Here is a 16,971-nt window from a genome sequence, read left to right as displayed (position 1 = left end):
GCTCCTTTGCCGTCAGGGCGTCTCGGGGGCCGAGAGCGTCGCGTTGTGGGTGGTGCGCAGCTCGCCCGCGGCCTGGTAGATGTCGCGACGCATGCGGTTGATGCCGCCCAGCGGGCGGTGGGCCGGGTGGGTGTTCCAGGGGTTGAAGACCAGCGACTCGCAGCGCGCCAGGGCGTCCGGGTCGTCGATCTCCTGGGGCGGCAGGGTGAGCCGCGCCACAGGCCGGAAGGGCGAGGCGTCCTCGTCCCAGGTCACCGAGGCGTCCTCGATGGGCATGCTGTCGGGGTCGGTCTGGAACTGCACCATGAAGGTCAGGCAGGCCTCGCCCTCGGCCAGCTGCGCGGCCATGGCGTGGCGCAGGTAGTCGGGGTCGTCGCCGTCCGCGCCATCGCCGTTCGCCGCCGCCCCGCCGGTGCCGTCACAGGGGCGCACGGCATACTTCACCGCCGAGGTCTCGTCGTCGCCGTAGCGATAGGGGGTGGTGCTGTAGTAGCCGATGGCGAGGGGGCTGTCGGGCTGGCTGCGGGCGCGCAGCGCGATCCACAGCGACTTCGGCTGCGGCGCCAAGGGGTTGAGGAAGTACCACCAGAGGCGGTCGCCGGCCACCGCCGAGACGAAGCGGTGGAAGTCCTCGGGGGTGCCGGCGAACAGCGCCGGGTGGCTGTTGAACAGGAAGTCCTGGCGGCCGCGCGTGCCGTCGACGCCCTCGGCACCCTCCACGCCGGCGAGGCGGACCGACAAGCCGCGCAGGTCCTTCTCGCGGTCGTCCTGCCGGGTGGCATTGGCGAAACGCAGCAGGGCCGCGTACTCGCCGGGCTCGGCGAACAGCCCCCGGGCCAGCTCGCCCGTGTGGGGCGGGACCTCGAAGGTGGCGCGGGCGCAGGCCACCGTCTTGGGCTGGTTGAAGCGCGGGATGGCCTCGCCGGCCGCCCGGTGGCGCTGGCCGATCTCGAGGATCCGCGCCGTCATGGCCCGCTCGAGGGCCGCCTCCTCGGGGTCGATGCGCTCCTCGCCCAGGGCGAGCCCGGGGTCGTCGCTGCAGCCGGCGACCAGCCCGAGCCAGAGGGCGAGGGCCAGTGCCCCGGCGGCGCGCTTAGCGGGCGAAGGCATCATCGTTCTCGGCCCCCGGGCGGGGCGCCCACTGCAGCGAATAGTAGTCGCCGCGCTCCCGCGCCCAGGGGTCGAAGACATTGACCACCGGCTCGAGCTCCGCGGCGAGTTCCGGCACCGTGCGCTGCAGCACCCGCTTCAGCGGCGAGACCGGCTGGCGGTGGCCGTTGCTGGTGGCCGTCTCCATCACCACGCCGTCGGGGCCGTTGTGCATCACCCAGTCGTGGCCCAGTTGGGTGTAGAACTCGGGACGGAAGCTCGAGGTGAAGAAGCGGTCGCTGAACAGGCGACGCGAGGCGTTGAGAATGAACACCACGAACTGGGTCTCGGAGATGGCGAAGCCGTGGGGGCGCACCGGCTCGGCGAGCCAGCCGACCACGGCGTCGACGTCCTCGATGTTGTCCACCAGGGTGCCGTCGGGGTGGCCCAGGCAGTCGTCGGGGTAGCGGCCCGCGGCGTCGCGCTGGGCGTGGGAGATGATCTTGTCGGCATCGCAGACGTGCTGGCCGTACACCTCGCGCATCTTCGCCACCAGCGCCTCCTGGCGCCGGCGCTCGGCGGAGTCTTCCGGCAGACTGGTGTCGATGAAGTCGTCGAAGCCGGTCAACTGCTTGAGGCCGTACTGGCGGCGGAACTCGTTGAAGCGCGGCACGCCGCGTTCGCGGTCGCGGATGATGTCCAGCGCGGCGATATCCAGCTTGCCGGTATCGGTGCCCAGGTGCGGCATGTCCAGGTTCTGCAGGAACTGGCCGTGGTTGCCCAGGGTCAGCAGGCCCAGGCGCTGGCGGCCCATGCTCAGCGCCCAGTCGGCGAGGCCCTCGTCGTGCAGCAGGTCGCTGGCGCCGGCACGGAACCCCTCCAGCGCCGGCACCTTCTTGTGGACCCGGTCCGGCGCGTCGAGGTCGCGCACCTCGAGCAGGTCGGGGACCAGCGGGTGGAGGCGATAGACGGTGATGAACTCCTCGGGGAAGTTGAACGGCGAGCCGAAGTGGTTGATGCCGCCGTTGACGTGGTCCGGGTTCTCCAGCGACCAGATGTCCTCGCGCCCACCGCGCAGCTTCGCGAACAGCGAGCCATCCGCGTAGCGTTCGCTGCCCAAGCCGAAGATGCCGGGGCCGGCGGCCAGCACCGAGTACCAGGCGTTGGCATGGCGGTCGTCGTCGGCGTCGCGCAGCCGGTCGAGCACCCGCGACAGGGCGCTCTCGACGAAGGCGTGCTCGTGGAAGAGGCCGCTCCAGTTGGAGTTCATGCCGCGGTAGAGCGGCTCGTCGTAGAGCAGCTGGGGGGTCCACTCGATGGTGTGGATCTTGGCGATCATCGCCGCGACCACCAGGCGCGCGGCCTCGAAGAGCTCGTCGTCGGTGACGTCCCGGTAGCGGATCACCCGCGCCGGCTCGGCCGGGTCACGCAGCCCCGAGTCGGCGTCCGGGGTGGCGGCGGCCTGCTCGCGGAAGGCGTCGACGAAGGCGTTGTGCTCGCGGGCGAAGACGTTGTGGTAGAAGGCCAGGCCGACGGTCCAGTTGTCGGGGAAGGCGGCGGCCTCCTGGCCGGCCCAGGCGGGGTGGATGCGGTCGCAATCTTCGTCGTCGGGCGCGACGTCACAGCCGGGGCCGAAGCGCGGCAGATAGCCCGGGCCGTTGCCGTCGTCCGCCACCAGCTGCAGGCGGGCGGGGTCCTCGGGGTCGCGCTTGACGCGGCTGGCGCTCACCTCGTCGTAGCCGTAGATCTGCGAGGCATCCCACCAGGCGGTGACGTTGTTGTTGAATGTGCGGTGGGCGCGTGTCAGGTAGCGCTCGCCCTGGTGCTCGAAGGCCTGGGGGGCGGCGTCCTGGGCGACCAGGCTGGGCTGGAAGGCGTCATCGGGGCGGCAGCCGAGGCCGGCGGCCGCGTCGTCGGGCAGGTGGCAGCCCGCCGACTGCAGCGTCGAGGCGTCGTTCTCGCCCTCCTTGAGGTGCGAGAACCAGTCGTGGGTCATGAACTGGATCCAGAAGGCCGCCAGCACGTTGAAGAAGGGCGCCTGGTGGTAGTCGCAGTGCGCCTCGGGCGCGTGGCCGGGCAGCCCGCGGCCCTGGTTGCACAGCTCGGGCCGCGACTGCTCGCGGGTGAACAGCTCCCGGCTGATGCGCTGGGGGTCCGGGGTCATCAGGTCGAGCCGGTCGCCGTGGCGGGCCCGGGTCAGGTCGGTGTGGCCCGCGTCGGGGAAGGTCTCGTCGAACTCGACGTTGCGGGCGAACAGGGTGCCGGTCGAGCCCATCAGGGGATTGCGCAGGTCGTTGCAGATGCCGGTCAGGGTGCGGTGGCGGATCAGCTCGCCCCGGCACCGCTGCTCGCCGTTGCCGCCCACGGCCCGGTACTCGGGGTGCTCCGGCGGCAGGCGCATGGCGTCCCACCGGGTCAGGGTGGTGCCGGGGGCGCCGTCCCGGCCCTGCACATAGTCGCGGTAGGTGGCGTTGTCGAAGAGATTGAACTTGATCAGCTCGACCCGCTGGTACTCCAGGTCCATCAGGGCGCCGTCGATGCCGCGGTCGTTGGGGTTGAGGTGCACCCGCTCGCTGAGCCCGCCGACCAAAGGGCGAATCCAGCCGTCGTCGTAGTTGGCGTTGCGCGAGGCACCATCGCCGGTGGCCCAGTAGTGCTGCCAGTCGACCCAGGGGGTGTCGCGGCGCAGGGCCTCCAGGGCGCGTTTGCCGCCGCGGCACAGGGCGGTGTCCTCCTGCACCTTGCCGAGGAAGCGGTCGGCCCGGTCGTCGGGCACCTCGCGCAGGCCGCCGGCCACCAGGCGCTTGCAGGCGCGCAGCGATGACCAGGTGTCCAGCCAGGAGGGCTTGTCGGCCTCGGGGTGGGGCGCGACCGCCTCGTCGGCGGCGAGCACGGCGCCGGGGGCCGCCAGCCATGCCAGCAGGGCCATGGCGACGAGGCCGTGTCGGCCGCGGTGCCGTAGCGAGGAGTGGAAAGAAGGGGACCCTGTGACGGGGGGCGGGGCGCATGGAAGCGAAGGTGACATGCCGGTAATCCTCCCTGGGGAAGCGCGCCGGGGAGCGGGGCTCCGGGCGCGCTTCCTCCTCGATCGGCGATGAGACGCAGGAAGTATAGTCAACGGTTTTCTTACGCTGCCATGTTCAAGTCTGACTAGACTGCGGGAAGAAAGGGTTACGCCGGCATCGGAAGAGCGGCGGACCGGGCACCGAGCGCAGGCGGTTTTCGGACAACGTCTAAGGATGGAGCGATGATCACCCAATCAGCCCTCAACCTGGTCATGGCCGTGCGCCCCGGGCACGAAGCCCCGCTGCAGGGCCTGCTCGAGCGGCTGCGCGCGGACCCCGGCGGCAACGCCGTCTTGCCCTTCGCCCGCCTCGAAGGGGTGCATTTCGCCCGGCTGGTGCTGCTCCCCGAGGCCCACCGCCGCGGCGGGCGCCGCTACCCGCCCCAGCTGGTGCTGACCACCAATGTCGACGGCGACCTCGAGTCCCACCTGCACGAACTCGTCACGGTCGGCGGGCCGGGCCTGCGCGAGCTGCTTTCCCACTGCCGTGACTTTCCCGACGACGCCTCTGAGGCGCAGACCCGCGCCTATCTCGCCGACCACCGCCAGCGGGTGGGCGCCTTCTACATCAACACGCTGGGCCGCAGCCTGGCCCAGGTGACCCTGGAGGCGCGCCTGCACGAGGCCCTGCAGCGCCACCTGGACGCGGGCGAGTGGCAGGGCAGTACCCCCGCGACGGTGCGCCGGGCGTTGATCCGCTTCGTCGGCGAGCGTGACGACCTGCGTGAGGCGCTCACCCCCGCCCCCGGCCCCGACCGCTGGCGCTGGCTCGGGGGCTGGCTGCTGCTGGGCGCCATCGCCCTGGCCGGGCTGGCGCTGGCCATCCTGCTGCTGCCCCTGACCCTGCTGGCGCTGCTGCTGCTGCGCCTGCACGAGATGGCCAACGCCCCCCACAACCGCCGCCCGCGGGACGAGCACGTGCAGACCCTGGAGACCGACGAGGACCGCGGCGTGCACAACCAGCTCTCCGCCGTGGGCCATATCCAGGCGGGGCCCTTCCGGCGCGTGGTGCTGCACTTGGCGCTGTGGCTGTTGCAGCTCGCCGCCTCACGGGTCTTCTACCGCGGCAAGCTCGCCGAGATCGATACCATCCACTTCGCCCGCTGGGTGATCATCGACGAGGGCGAGCGGGTGTACTTCTTCAGCAACTTCGACGGCAGCCCCGAGAGCTACCAGGACGACTTCATCGAGCGCGTCGCCTTCGGCCTCAACCTGGTGTTCAGCAACGGCGAGGGCTGGCCGCGCACCCGCTTGTTGCTGTTCGGCGGCGCCTCCGACGAGCAGGCCTTCAAGGCCTACTACCGCGACCACCAGGTGCCCACGGCGGTGTGGTACCGGGCGCCGGCGCTGGCCGGGCTGACGGCGGTCAACCTGGCCAACAACGCGGCCATCCGCGCCGGGCTCTCCGGCTCCATGAGCGAGGCGCAGTGCCGCGCCTGGTTGCAGAGGTTCTAGGCATGTCACGCAGCGACAGCGAGCTGGAGCTCGACGATATCCAGGGCATCCTGCTCAGCGGCTACGGCGAGCTGCCCCAGGCCGGCTTCCTGATGCTGGCCTTCGGCGAACCGGGGCGCGCCCGCGACTGGGTGGGCGAGGTGGCGGCGGGCATCGAGAGTGCCGCGGCGGGCCGCCCCGGGGGCGGGCACCGCCTGCACCTCGCCTTCACCTGGGCCGGCCTGGAGCACCTGGAGCTCTCGTGGCAGGCGCTCAAGGGCTTCTCCCGGGAGTTCCGCGAGGGCATCGCCGGTTCGCCCCGGCGCAGCCGCCTCCTCGGCGACGAGGGCGACAGCGCCCCCGAGCGCTGGCAGTGGGGCGGGCCGGCGGGGGCGACGATCCATGCCGTGCTGATGGGCTACGCCGCCACCCCCGAGGCACTCGACGGCCTGCTGGCCGACCAGCGCCAGGCCCTGGCCGCGGCCGGCATCGAGGTGGTCACGGCGCTGGCGAGCCGATCGCTGGCCGACGGTCGCGAGCATTTCGGCTTCCGCGACGGCATCTCCCAGCCCAAGCTGGCCGGGGTCAGCGCGAGCGACGACGCGCGACATACGGTGGCGGCAGGGGAGTTCATCCTCGGCTACCCCAACGCCCGCGACCAGTTCACCATGCGCCCGCTGGTCGACCCCATCGAGGACCCGGACAACCTGCTGCCGGAGGTGGCCCAGGACAGCGACCTGCACGACCTGGGGCGCAACGGCAGCTACCTGGTGTTCCGCCAGCTCGGCCAGGACGTCCACCGCTTCTGGTCCTGGCTCGATGCCGCCACGCCCGACCGCGAGGCGCGGGTGGCGCTGGCGGCCAGGATGGTCGGCCGCTGGCCCGACGGCGAGCCGCTGGTCAAGGCGCCCGAGCGCCCGGCGGGCGAGGGCACCGACAACGACTTCGGCTATCACCACGAGGACGCCGAGGGGCTCAAGTGCCCGCTGGGCGCCCATATCCGGCGCACCAACCCCCGCGACATGCTGCCGCCCAAGCCCGGCACCGAGGACTCCCTGGCGATCAACCGCCGCCACCGCCTGCTGCGGCGCGGCCGCCCCTACGGGCCGCCGCTGGCGGCGAGCCTGGCGCCGGACGACCTGCTCGCCGCCGGCAATGACGGCGGCGAGCGCGGCCTGCACTTCCTGTGCCTGAACGCCGATATCAGCCGCCAGTTCGAGTTCGTCCAGCACACCTGGGCCGAGAACGCCAACTTCGCTGGCCTGCACGCCGACACCGACCCCCTGATCGGCGGGAGGGGCGAGGGCAGGGCGACCTTCACCGTGCCGGGCGAGCCGGTGCGCCGCCGCCATCACGACCTGCCGCGCTTCGTACAGGTGCATGGCGGCGCCTACTTCTTCGTGCCGGGCCTGCGCGCGCTGCGCTACCTGGCCGCGCCGCCGCGGCGGCTGACCTCCGAGGTCAGCGCCCCGGCCGCGCCGGCCACCCTGCTGCCGGATACCTGGTGGCTGCGCACCGGGCGCACGCTCAACCGCGCCCTGGAGGCTGGCGTCTCGCTGTCGCGGCGCGCCACCCGGCTGCGCAACGGCGTCGACCGGCTGCTCCAGCAACCGGCCACCGACGCCCTGCAGGGGTGGATCCTGCGGCGCCGGCGCAAGCACGCCATCGACGCCGACCTGGCCATCGCCGAGGAGCGCCGCCTGCCCGGCGAGGAGGAGGTCACCCGGCGCATCACCGAGCAGATGAGCGACTTCCTGCTGCGCACCTACCGCCAGGGCACCGCCGAGCGCGCCGGCAACACCAAGACCTACGGTCTGCTCGCCGCCGAGTTCGAGGTGCTGGAGCTGCCCGACGAGCTGCGCTGCGGGCTGTTCGCCGACCCGCGCCGCTATGAGGCCTGGGTGCGCTTCGGCGGCCCGGGGCCGCGGGTGACCCCGGACATCCGCAACAACGGCGTGCTCAGCCTGGGCGTCAAGGTGCTCGGCGTGCCGGGCGAGACCCTGCTCGACGACGAGGCCCACACCCAGGACTTCTCGGGCATCAGCGCCCCGACCTTCACCACCCCCGACGTCTACGAGAACGCCAAGCTACAGCGGCTGATCGGCGCCGGCCTGCCGATCTGGTACTTCCTCAACCCCTTCGACTCCCACTACCTCGACATGCTGCTCCAGGCGCTCTACGCCAAGGCCCACGGCAGCCCCTTCGAGGCGAACTACTGGAGCTGCGTGCCCTACCTGTTCGGCAAGGGCAGGGCGATCAAGTACCGCTTCGTGCCCCTGCTCGAGCGCCGCTCTAAGGTGCCGTTGCCGGCCCCGGACGACTACCTGCGCCGGGCCATGGTGCGCACCCTGGGCGAGGTCGAGGAGGTGGTGTTCGAGCTGCGCCTCCAGTTCCAGGAAGACCCGGTGACCATGCCCATCGAGGACGCCTCGGTGATCTGGACCTCGCCAGAGATCCCGGTGGCCCGGCTGCGCATCCCCCACCAGGCATTCGACACCCCGGAGCGCGACCGCCTGGCCCGCGAGCTGACCATCAACCCCTGGCACGCCCTGCCCGAGCACCGCCCCCTGGGCAACCAGAACCGCGCCCGCAAGCTGATCTACTACGAGACCTCGCGGGTGCGCCAGCGCATCAACGGCGAGCAGCACTTCAAGCCCTGAGCGGCGCTCAGCCGAAGGTGCCAGCCCCCTACGACCTTTTTCTCAGGATTCGGCTACGCAAGCCGAAGCATTCTTTAGTAAGCTGAGTGTAAGTGAATGTTTCCAATCGGATTCTAATGTTATCCCGATAGAGACGCCGGCGGCCTGCGATCGCCAATAGGGGAGGGGGCTGGTGAGCGACACCCTTGGGCGGTAGCGTGCCTGGTCGAAAATTCCGGCCCGCGCCTGGCAGGGCAACGGTTTTCACAGGAGCGCAGCTCTGCTGCGCTATAGCACTGGTTTTTGTAGGAGCTAGGCTCCGCCGGGCGATCGGCGCCGCAGGCGCCCCGGCTCTGGCTGTAACGATGGTGTTCGCAGGAGCGCAGCTCCGCTGCGCGATGGATGGGCTGCACACGGCTCACAGTAGCAACCGGTGGCTATATCGCGAGTTGTAGGAGGGAGCTTCAGCTCGCGACTGGCTGGGGGCGATCCCAAGGGACGTCTCGGGAAAAGCGGCAAGCACGTGCATTCAAGTAGTCGTGCATGCTTTCAATCACTGCAATGCAGGAAGAGGAGCCTTGAGAAATATCGAGAATAAGTAAGCTCTACTGAAGCAAGGAATCTATTAAAGACCACGCTGGGGAAAATATAATGAGAATGATGATTCCGGTACTATTTGCAATCGGCACCATGGGCTGTGCAACGATCACGAATGATGCCATGACACCTGTTGCACTATCGTTTAGTGATGGATCAAATGGCCAATGCCAGTTACAGAACAAACGCGGGGCTTGGGCGGCATCGATTCCATCAACCTATTCCGTTCGCAGGTCAGACGATCCGTTGAGGTACAATTGTAGATCATCGGATGGTAGAGAGGCATTCGGATCAATACCGAGCACTGTGGGTGCTAAAATCGTAGCCAGCGCAGTGTTCATTGATTTTGGCATCACTGACGCAATTACAGACAAGCACCGGGAGTATCCAACAAGCTATGTGATTCCCATTCGAAGGGAAGAGTAATCGCGTGCGTGATAAGGCTTCTGTATAACTAAAATGGAAGGTATTGGCGTCATGGAATTCTGCTCTTTTATTGCTGCGTTTCATGGCGTCAGTTAGTCTGCCCGCGCTTGGCAGTGCAACAGCTTCCGTAGAAGCGCAGCTCTGCTGCGCGATCGACTGCTCCAGGACGACCCCGCTCTGGTTGTAGCACTGGTTTTTGTAGGAGATTCTATGTTGCCCCTCAAGCGTTCATGAGGTTCGGAGGGCGATATTCCGCCTGGTGTTTCATCAACGAAAACGCTATGCGAGCCAGCTTCCTGGCCAGGATCACCAGGGCCTGGGTGGTCTTGAGTCCTCGGGCCCGGTATTGCTGATACGTGGCTTTCCAGGTCGGCTGGCGGCTCGCTGCCATGGCGGCGTTGTGCAGTAGCCGCCGGACCTCTGGGTCGCCCTTCTTGGTCAGCTTGCGCCGCCCTCGCTGCTTGCCTGAGTCCCGTACCCGTACATCCAGGCCCAGGAAGGCCACGAAGGCGTCGCTGTGCCGAAAGTCTCCCCGGAGGAAGGCCATCACCAAGGCGGTGGCGGTCAGCTCTCCCACCCCTTCCATCGCCTGGCAGCGAGCCACCTGGTGGCTGAGCCCTGCCTCTCGGACGATAGCCCGGAGGCGCGCCTGGATCACCTGATCGATCCGCGTCAGCTGGGCGATCAGACGCTTGAGATGGGACGCCAGCCACGGCAGTTCGGTGCAGCTCTGCTGAATCGCCACCCGGGCCTGGACCAGTGTGGCGCGGCGCCGCAGCAGGGTCTGCAGTGACCGATACACGGCCGGCGGCGGCGTCCAGGCCCGCAGCAGTTCGCGCTCCCGGCTGAGGTAGCGTGCCAGCAACCGGGCATCACTGCTGTCGGTCTTCGCACGACCGCCGATGCCTTGCCGGTAATGATTGAGCTGGTAGCCATCGATCACGAAGATCTCGTGGCCGCATTGGTAAGCCAGTTCGATCAGCGCGACGTGATAGGTCCCGGTGGCTTCGACGGCGATCGCACAGCGAGCGGGTAGGCCATGCAGCCATTGCTTGAGGATTGGCTGGCGATTCTCCAGGGTTTCCTGGGTCTCGAGGTCCTGCCGATAGACCACGAGTTCATCCTTGGCGACGTCGATACCGATGAGGGTCTGGATTGTCATGCCCTGGCCTCCGCGCTAGGTTGAGAAGGCTTGCCGGGGTGCACCCAGGCGCTGGCTTGCCAAGATCGTCGGTCTGAGAGGCGCTCAGCCGATGGATTCCTTATCGGCGCTGAATGGGTGGGGTGGGGCGATCTCTCCCACTGTCTGTGCCCATGGGGCCAGATGCCAGGCTCGTCCCTCCACCCCGGCAAGCCTTCTCAATACTGCCCTTGTCTGGTCACTTCCAACATACAAGCCAGGCTCCGCCGGGCGATCGGCGCCGCAGGCGCCCCGACGTGGCCGTTCCGTAAATGCTGCCGGGCAAGATCACCCACGGTGCTGGTACCTGTTGATTAATCATCGTATAGGCGACAAGAGCCATGGATTCCTCACTGATCCTCAATGAAGCCATTAGGATGCTGTGGTGGTTGATTCCCGTAGTCATTCTAATCGGCTTCCTCAAGTCCCCATGGTTAAAGGGTGTCGTCGGAGAAACCTTCGTCAAGATGGTGGCCAGGCTCCGGTTGCCTGAAGAGACATACCATCGAGTCCATAACGTCACGCTTCCAACACCAGACGGTACAACCCAGATCGACCATATCTTTGTCTCCCGTTTCGGTATCTTCGTCGTGGAAACGAAAAACATGAAGGGGTGGATCTTCGGTGGCGAGAAGCAGGCGCAATGGACTCAGAAGATGTATCGGAAATCATTCAAGTTTCAGAACCCACTGCGTCAGAATTACAAGCACGTTAAAGCCTTGGAAGCCGCGCTTGATGTTCCCGCAGACGCCATCCATTCGGTTGTGGTTTTTACTGGTGATTCTACATTCAAGTCCAGGATGCCGGCGAATGTTACAGTCGGTGGCGGTTACGTCAATTATATAAAATCGTTCCGTGAGGTAGTGCTGTCGGAGGCTCAGGTTCAGGATGCGCTGGAAAAGACCCAAATGGGTCGGCTTGTACCCTCTCGCGAGACGCAACGTCAACATGTGGCACAGCTCAAGGCTCGCTCTGATCCCAACGCTGAGCGGAAATGTCCAAAGTGCGGCAGTAGCATGGTATTGCGCACAGCAAAACGAGGTGCAAGTGCTGGGAAGCAGTTCTGGGGGTGCTCAACGTATCCTCAATGTAAGGTGATGCAGAATGTCATCTGACTTGGGGAGTGCATGGGAGATTCGACTGCTCTCGACCCTAAGCGGCCATGCCGGCAAAGGCAGCAAGCTCGTTCATCCTTGTTATGTGGCATGCGCGGTGACTGTTCAGCATTTTTTCGCCGTGCGGAGCATGGCGAAAAAATGCTGAACAGTTAGAGCTTATCAGAGGCCGGCTGAAGGCCCAGTTAGGGAGTATCGAGAAAACATGAGTCCCGAAGAACTGCTTAAGCTTTACGAAAAGCTGTACTTCCATGAACTCGACAGCAGAGACAAACTCACCAGTCGCCTTCAGCTGTCCTTGGCTGTGCTTACAGGTTTGGTTGGCGCGCTTGGCTACATACTTATGCGCCTCAACTTGGAAGCTGCGTCTCCCGCGGCAGGAGCGATCTTTATCGTTTCCTACGCAAGCGCTGTGGTTCTCGTCGGTTCCGCAGGATGGCACTTCATTAGAGCCCTATGGAATCATTCTTACGAGCGCTTGCCGGTAGCTACAGCGATCGAGGACTATCGGGATGAGCTCGTTGAAACATATAAGGAGTTTGACGATGGCGCGGAGGATGTCAGCCATCACTTTCAAGATTTTCTTGGAAGGTATTTTCGTGAATGCGCCGAAAAGAATGCGGAGGTAAACAAAATCCGAGCGGATCGCTTGCACGACTCTCTGTCGTTCGTCGTGTACTCAATTGGGCCAATTCTGATTTCAGTTCTGAGCTTCGCGCTCGGCGGGTTAGTCCAAGCTACTGGTTCCTAGTGCTGCCCCGGAGGGCTGTATTCGTGAGTAACCGCGTTGTTCCACCGCAGGGGGCGAAGCCGCCTCCGCCGCCGCCGCCGCCTAAGCGGATTATCAGAGAAGATGCGCCATTACCTAGGCGTGGATCCGGTCAACGAGAAAAGAGAAAGTAGCCATGATGCACACCAGCCAGCAGAAACCCCCACCGCCTCCGCCGCCGCCGACTCGGTCTGTTAAGGGCAGCGTCCCACGTAGCGGGGGGCAACCGCCAAAACCACCGAAAGGAAGATGAGCTCTAACAAGAGAGCGACCGCGAAGACGCGACGCCTCATGGCTGGCGTTAAGGTGATTACATGGAAATGATTCGAGTTCGTTCATCAGCTATTAGCTCAGTCGGCTATGATCCTGATTCCATGCATATGAAGATACGCTTCACTAGCGGAGGAACGTATACATATTGTCGCGTTCCACAATATATATTTGACGGCCTCCTTTCAGCATCGTCCAAAGGTTCGTATTTTGACCGTCACATTAGAGATCGCTTTCAATGCTAATCACCTTAACAAGTGCTGGCAGCAGGACGCTCGCAAGCTCGCGCCTCTGCTGCAAGCGTTAGGTTCACTGGAGAGCATGTGAAATATTCAGATTGGAACTACTGGTTTTGGATCAAGAGATTCAAGAAAGGTCGATCTCTTGAGCGTTGGGCTTTACGCCATCTACATCAGAGGGATTACTTAAATCTACTTGCTGAGAGAATCATAGATGCTAACAGACTTAATGGTCGACCTTGTTTCGTGCAGATAAACTCTATCTGGATAGATGGAACGCCTCAGGCACTTGCGATCGCCAGAAATAATGAGGTTAAGTGCGAATTAGCAGACTTGCTCTATATAGTCGAAGAGTTCAATCATAAAGGGGGTAGAATATGTAAAAAGGGGATGTTGATACAAGGAAAGAATACAGTTCATCCAAGAAAGATAGACAGCGGTAATTCTACAAAAAGAGAGCGCGGCTTGTTTGAGAAGCTTGATAGGACTAAGGAATTAGCTTTAAAAGCCGGTGTTAATAAGTCTTCTAAAGCAATAGGGACATATTTGTTAGATTCGAGTGTTAGGGAAGGGCTTTCAGATTGTGCTCGTTTTTTATTGATGCCAAAGAACCGCTGCTGGTGTTTTGACCTCTTACTACAATCCTCGCCTTTTCATATAACTTGGCCTAAAAGAGAAACGTCTAATGAAATGGTTTTAGGGCAAGGCTTATCTGAATCTATTTTAGAAATGTACAACAGTACTGGCCTAGGGAAAGAAATCATTTCACCCCAAAAGTGTGAATGGTCAAGAATGGTATTGGATCTAGAGAACAAATATAAGGGCGTTGAAATGAAAGGGTATGATCGACAAAAACGCCATTATTCTTCAAAATTTTTCTCTTTTAAGGTTAATGAAAGATTTTCCCAAGAGCCTCAAGTCGAAGCGGATTATTATGGTTCAAAAGATGAAATTACTAATTTCGACACTTTGCCATATATTTCAATAATCAAGGTGAGTGTCCAATATCCAGAACAAGATGAACCTAACAAGCGTATTAATTAGGACGCTCGCAAGCTCGCGCCTATTACGCGAGCGTTACATCAGGCCTTGCTGAACGGCCGCTTCTGGCAGAGTGAGAAATTTTAGTCAATGCTGATGTGATGGCTGAGGCAGATGACGACCCACAGCGGCCCTCCCGGCAAATGCTGCCGGCGCGTTCATCTGTATATTTGAGCCGGCTATCTAATCACTGTTATGACTAGGCGGTCAGCATTATGACAAAGTCAACCGAGCTAAAAGAACGTTTGGTAACGAATGCTATTGATTTTCTATCTGTGTCGATTGAAAGTCTCGCAGCTCGACCTAAGCATTCTGTTGTTGCGTTCTATACATCGGTCGAGCGTTTCCTTAAAGCTCGGTTGCTGGAAGAACATTGGTCATTGGTTGTGGCTCGGAAGCAAGAGCCTGAGTGGGAGAAGTTTGTTTCTGGAGACTTTCAATCGGTTTCTCTCGACGAATCCTGTCGTCTTTTGCATAAAGTCGCAGGGAGTGGATTAACGGACAAGGAAGTCCGTGCATTCCGCGAGGTACGCAACGACAGAAATAAAATGGTTCACTTTTTTCACGAGGCCGAGTCTGATGAGGATGGCCGACGTCTGCGGGAGGAGATTGCTAAGAAGCAACTTATCGCATGGTACCTGTTGCACAGAATAATTCGCGGTCGTTGGATGGCTGTATTCTCTGAGTGGACCGATGAAATAGATGTAATTGACCGGAGGTTAAGAGAGCATCATCAGTTTTTAGTGGTTATCTATGAACATGTAAAACCGAAAATCGACGAAAGAATAGCGGCCGGTTTTATCTACGTGGCATGTCCATCTTGCGGATTTTAGTCCAGTGAACATGACGATAAGGAGGAGTCCCCTTACGTTTCCAGATGTATTGTCTGTGAGCTGGAGGAAAAGTGCGTAAGGATAAAGTGCCCAGATTGTGAAGAAGGCATCGTCCTGCGAAATGAAGGATTTTCAGAATGTGAGGCATGCGGCTCACAGATAGAGCCTGAAAACCTCTATGAGATCTTAGTAGATGATGCGGCCGCGCATGTGGCAGCGAAGGATGGCGATGACTCCTGGGTTCCGGGAAACTGTTCAGATTGTGAGGGATTTCATACTGTAGCTCGCCTTCCAGATGAAACCTATTTTTGTGCGCAGTGTTTTCTTCAGGTGGATTATCTTTCTATATGCGGTTGGTGTAACGAACCTAATACCGGAGATATGGAGGATAGCTTTTTGATGGGTTGCAGTGTTTGTGATGGGAGGCTAGGTTGGGAAAAAGATGACTAAGTTTCGCATAGGTGGCGTGAAGTCATATACAAGGCCCATCATGGCGACAACTTTTCCGTTTCGGCTTCGCCTCCACTAAAAAGCTGCGCATGTTGGCAGCGTTGGGCGGCTTTAGGTACGGGATAGCATATGAGCAAGTCTGAGTTTCCGAAGGTCTCCGAAGAACAGTTCCATCGATTGGTTTACTCAAACTGGGACTTCCAACAGGCGTTGTCCGCTTTAACGTTCTTAATGGAAGACTGTGACCTGAACGAGAAGTACAACAAGGTCGATTTGCGTCGATTTAAATGCTATGAGAACCAAGTAATCATCTCATTCTGCAGGCCGTTTTCTCCTTCCCGCTCGGGCGTTCACTTGAGCCTCAAGCTCATCGACGTTCGGCTAACCGAAGCTGAGAAAGAGATCAAAGATCGACTTCTGTATTTGCGGAATAAAATAGTCGCTCATTCAGATTCAGAAGAGATGCACTACAAGGGCGTAACGATCGATTTGGGCGAAGACGTGAATTTTCAGGCACCCTTATTTATCTATGATGAAGGATTAGGCCTAAGCACTCATGATCATGAGACGCTCGAACTATTGCTCAAGAGACTGATGCGGGGGATCGCGGCCACATTGTTCAGTCTTTGTCGGAATGATCCCGAGCGCTTCGATACGTACAAAAAACCTAGGTCTTTCCGGGAGCAAAGTGGTTAGTTCGCCCAACAATTCAATGCACGCGACGAGCGCGTGATTGCGGCGTTAATACACAAGGGCAGATATGGATCAAGAGACTGAGCTTTTAGCAGAGGCAATCACAAGCCTGAAATCTAATCCCAATTATTTCAAAGACTATGTTTTTCCCATCGCAAGCGCTTTTTTCACCTCGATCCTTGGTGCAGCAATAGCCTATTTCACTTTGAGATATCAGGAAGGTGTTCAGATTGAAAAAGAAAAAATGGATGCGACGAATAAGTGGACGTTAAATATCGAGGAAGCGCGTAGCACTCTATTTGCAGTCAAGGGAAATTATCATGGCAAGCTTAACGAAAATCCTTTCCAGCGTATCACCGCTATTCCAAGCATCTTGTTTAAAGCGAAACCTCTCGCAGAGGATTTTCAGGGGCTTTCATTTATCGTTCCAGTAGGAAACGATACCAAAGACGAGATCCCCAAGTGGAGTCAGATCCCCAGAGTTAGAGTCATGGTTTCCAATTACAATTATCTTCTAGAGCTATGGGAGCAGCGGAATACGCTCAATGAACAGTTCAAGTCTCGTGTCTTCGAAGTGCATGGGGATAACGCGAGGATGACGTTATCAAAAGACGACGTTATTCAGGCCGTTGGCCAAGCTTTCTTGGCCACATTTATCGACTTAAATGAACGTGCAATTCGTTTAACCGACGACATTATTCTAGAGCTCGATAATTTCTTAATAGAGTTTCCAAAATATGCGAAGAGTAAGATCCAAACCAAGCGCTTGAAGCACTATGGATCGATTCTGATGCACTCCAATAACGAAAACCCGTTCATTCTCGAGTTGCTGAAAAAGTCACCAGATCCTGATTTTCAGATTCTAAGTGAGATAATCGGGGAATCGGAAGAAGCTATTCGACAACGACATGCGACTGGGTATTGAAAGAATTTTTCACAATGTGGCTAACGGGACGCAACCTACTCTGCGCTCCGTTGGCGCCCATTACCACTGGCGTTATATATAAGCAAGATCTCAATGGCCGCTTCTGGCCGATCGATAGAGAACTTTATACCTCGCTCATGAATAGGTCGCCATAATGGTCAAATTCCTACCCTACATACTGCTGATGCTCTCCATTGAAGTTTATGG

Annotated in this window: 12 protein-coding genes; 9 read left to right on the top strand and 3 right to left on the bottom strand. The window is 60.9% G+C overall.

The features are described from left to right. Positions 1–12: 12 nt before the first annotated feature. Both CR157_RS21110 and CR157_RS21105 read right to left on the bottom strand, forming a co-directional pair. On the bottom strand, positions 13–1,110 hold the full coding sequence (locus CR157_RS21110) for a catalase (protein WP_110285496.1): 1,098 nt from the start codon (positions 1,108–1,110) through the stop codon (positions 13–15). Continuing rightward, positions 1,094–4,018 (bottom strand): peroxidase family protein, encoded by a 2,925-nt coding sequence (locus tag CR157_RS21105; protein ID WP_110285495.1) that lies wholly within the window; start codon positions 4,016–4,018, stop codon positions 1,094–1,096. Before CR157_RS21105 ends, CR157_RS21110 begins: the two co-directional genes overlap by 17 nt. A gap of 318 nt (positions 4,019–4,336) precedes the next feature. Here CR157_RS21105 and CR157_RS21100 point away from each other — a divergent pair, with 318 nt between their 5' ends. Then, complete coding sequence (locus CR157_RS21100; RefSeq protein WP_110285494.1) at positions 4,337–5,608, top strand: hypothetical protein; 1,272 nt, start codon at positions 4,337–4,339, stop codon at positions 5,606–5,608. 2 nt (positions 5,609–5,610) lie between these two features. Continuing rightward, complete coding sequence (locus CR157_RS22880) at positions 5,611–8,247, top strand: hypothetical protein (RefSeq protein ID WP_219999984.1); 2,637 nt, start codon at positions 5,611–5,613, stop codon at positions 8,245–8,247. Positions 8,248–9,469: 1,222 nt separating this feature from the next. Here CR157_RS22880 and CR157_RS21085 read toward each other — a convergent pair. Continuing rightward, positions 9,470–10,411, bottom strand: coding sequence for an IS110 family transposase (locus CR157_RS21085; protein WP_110285493.1), 942 nt, complete (start codon positions 10,409–10,411; stop codon positions 9,470–9,472). Between the two features lie 359 nt (positions 10,412–10,770). On the opposite strand from CR157_RS21085, the gene CR157_RS21080 reads away from it, so the two are divergent. The 7 genes from CR157_RS21080 (at position 10,771) to CR157_RS21060 (ending at position 16,764) form a co-directional block, all read left to right on the top strand. Beyond that, the gene (locus CR157_RS21080; RefSeq protein WP_110285492.1) at positions 10,771–11,544 is read left to right on the top strand and encodes a nuclease-related domain-containing protein; all 774 of its coding nucleotides are present in this window, start codon (positions 10,771–10,773) and stop codon (positions 11,542–11,544) included. A 205-nt stretch (positions 11,545–11,749) separates the two neighbouring features. Continuing rightward, positions 11,750–12,295: a hypothetical protein gene (locus CR157_RS21075; protein WP_110285491.1), complete on the top strand. Its 546-nt coding sequence runs from the start codon at positions 11,750–11,752 to the stop codon at positions 12,293–12,295. 332 nt (positions 12,296–12,627) lie between these two features. Continuing rightward, positions 12,628–12,828, top strand: a complete 201-nt coding sequence (locus tag CR157_RS23380; RefSeq protein WP_110285490.1) for a KTSC domain-containing protein — start codon at positions 12,628–12,630, stop codon at positions 12,826–12,828. A 78-nt stretch (positions 12,829–12,906) separates the two neighbouring features. Further along, positions 12,907–13,866, top strand: a complete 960-nt coding sequence (locus CR157_RS22430; protein WP_146218744.1) for a hypothetical protein — start codon at positions 12,907–12,909, stop codon at positions 13,864–13,866. Between the two features lie 212 nt (positions 13,867–14,078). Next, positions 14,079–14,696 (top strand): hypothetical protein, encoded by a 618-nt coding sequence (locus CR157_RS22425; RefSeq protein ID WP_146218743.1) that lies wholly within the window; start codon positions 14,079–14,081, stop codon positions 14,694–14,696. A gap of 579 nt (positions 14,697–15,275) precedes the next feature. Beyond that, a complete protein-coding gene (locus CR157_RS21065) occupies positions 15,276–15,842 on the top strand; it encodes a hypothetical protein (RefSeq protein WP_110285489.1) in 567 nt (188 codons plus the stop codon). A gap of 64 nt (positions 15,843–15,906) precedes the next feature. Beyond that, entirely contained in the window at positions 15,907–16,764 is an 858-nt protein-coding gene (locus tag CR157_RS21060) for a hypothetical protein (protein ID WP_110285488.1), read from the top strand. Positions 16,765–16,971: the final 207 nt, after the last annotated feature.

This window comes from Halomonas sp. LBP4 (assembly GCF_003202205.1).
Classification (GTDB): domain Bacteria; phylum Pseudomonadota; class Gammaproteobacteria; order Pseudomonadales; family Halomonadaceae; genus Halomonas; species Halomonas flagellata.
The sequence above is the reverse complement of the archived record's forward strand: the minus strand, read 5'-3'. Positions and strand labels throughout refer to the sequence as shown.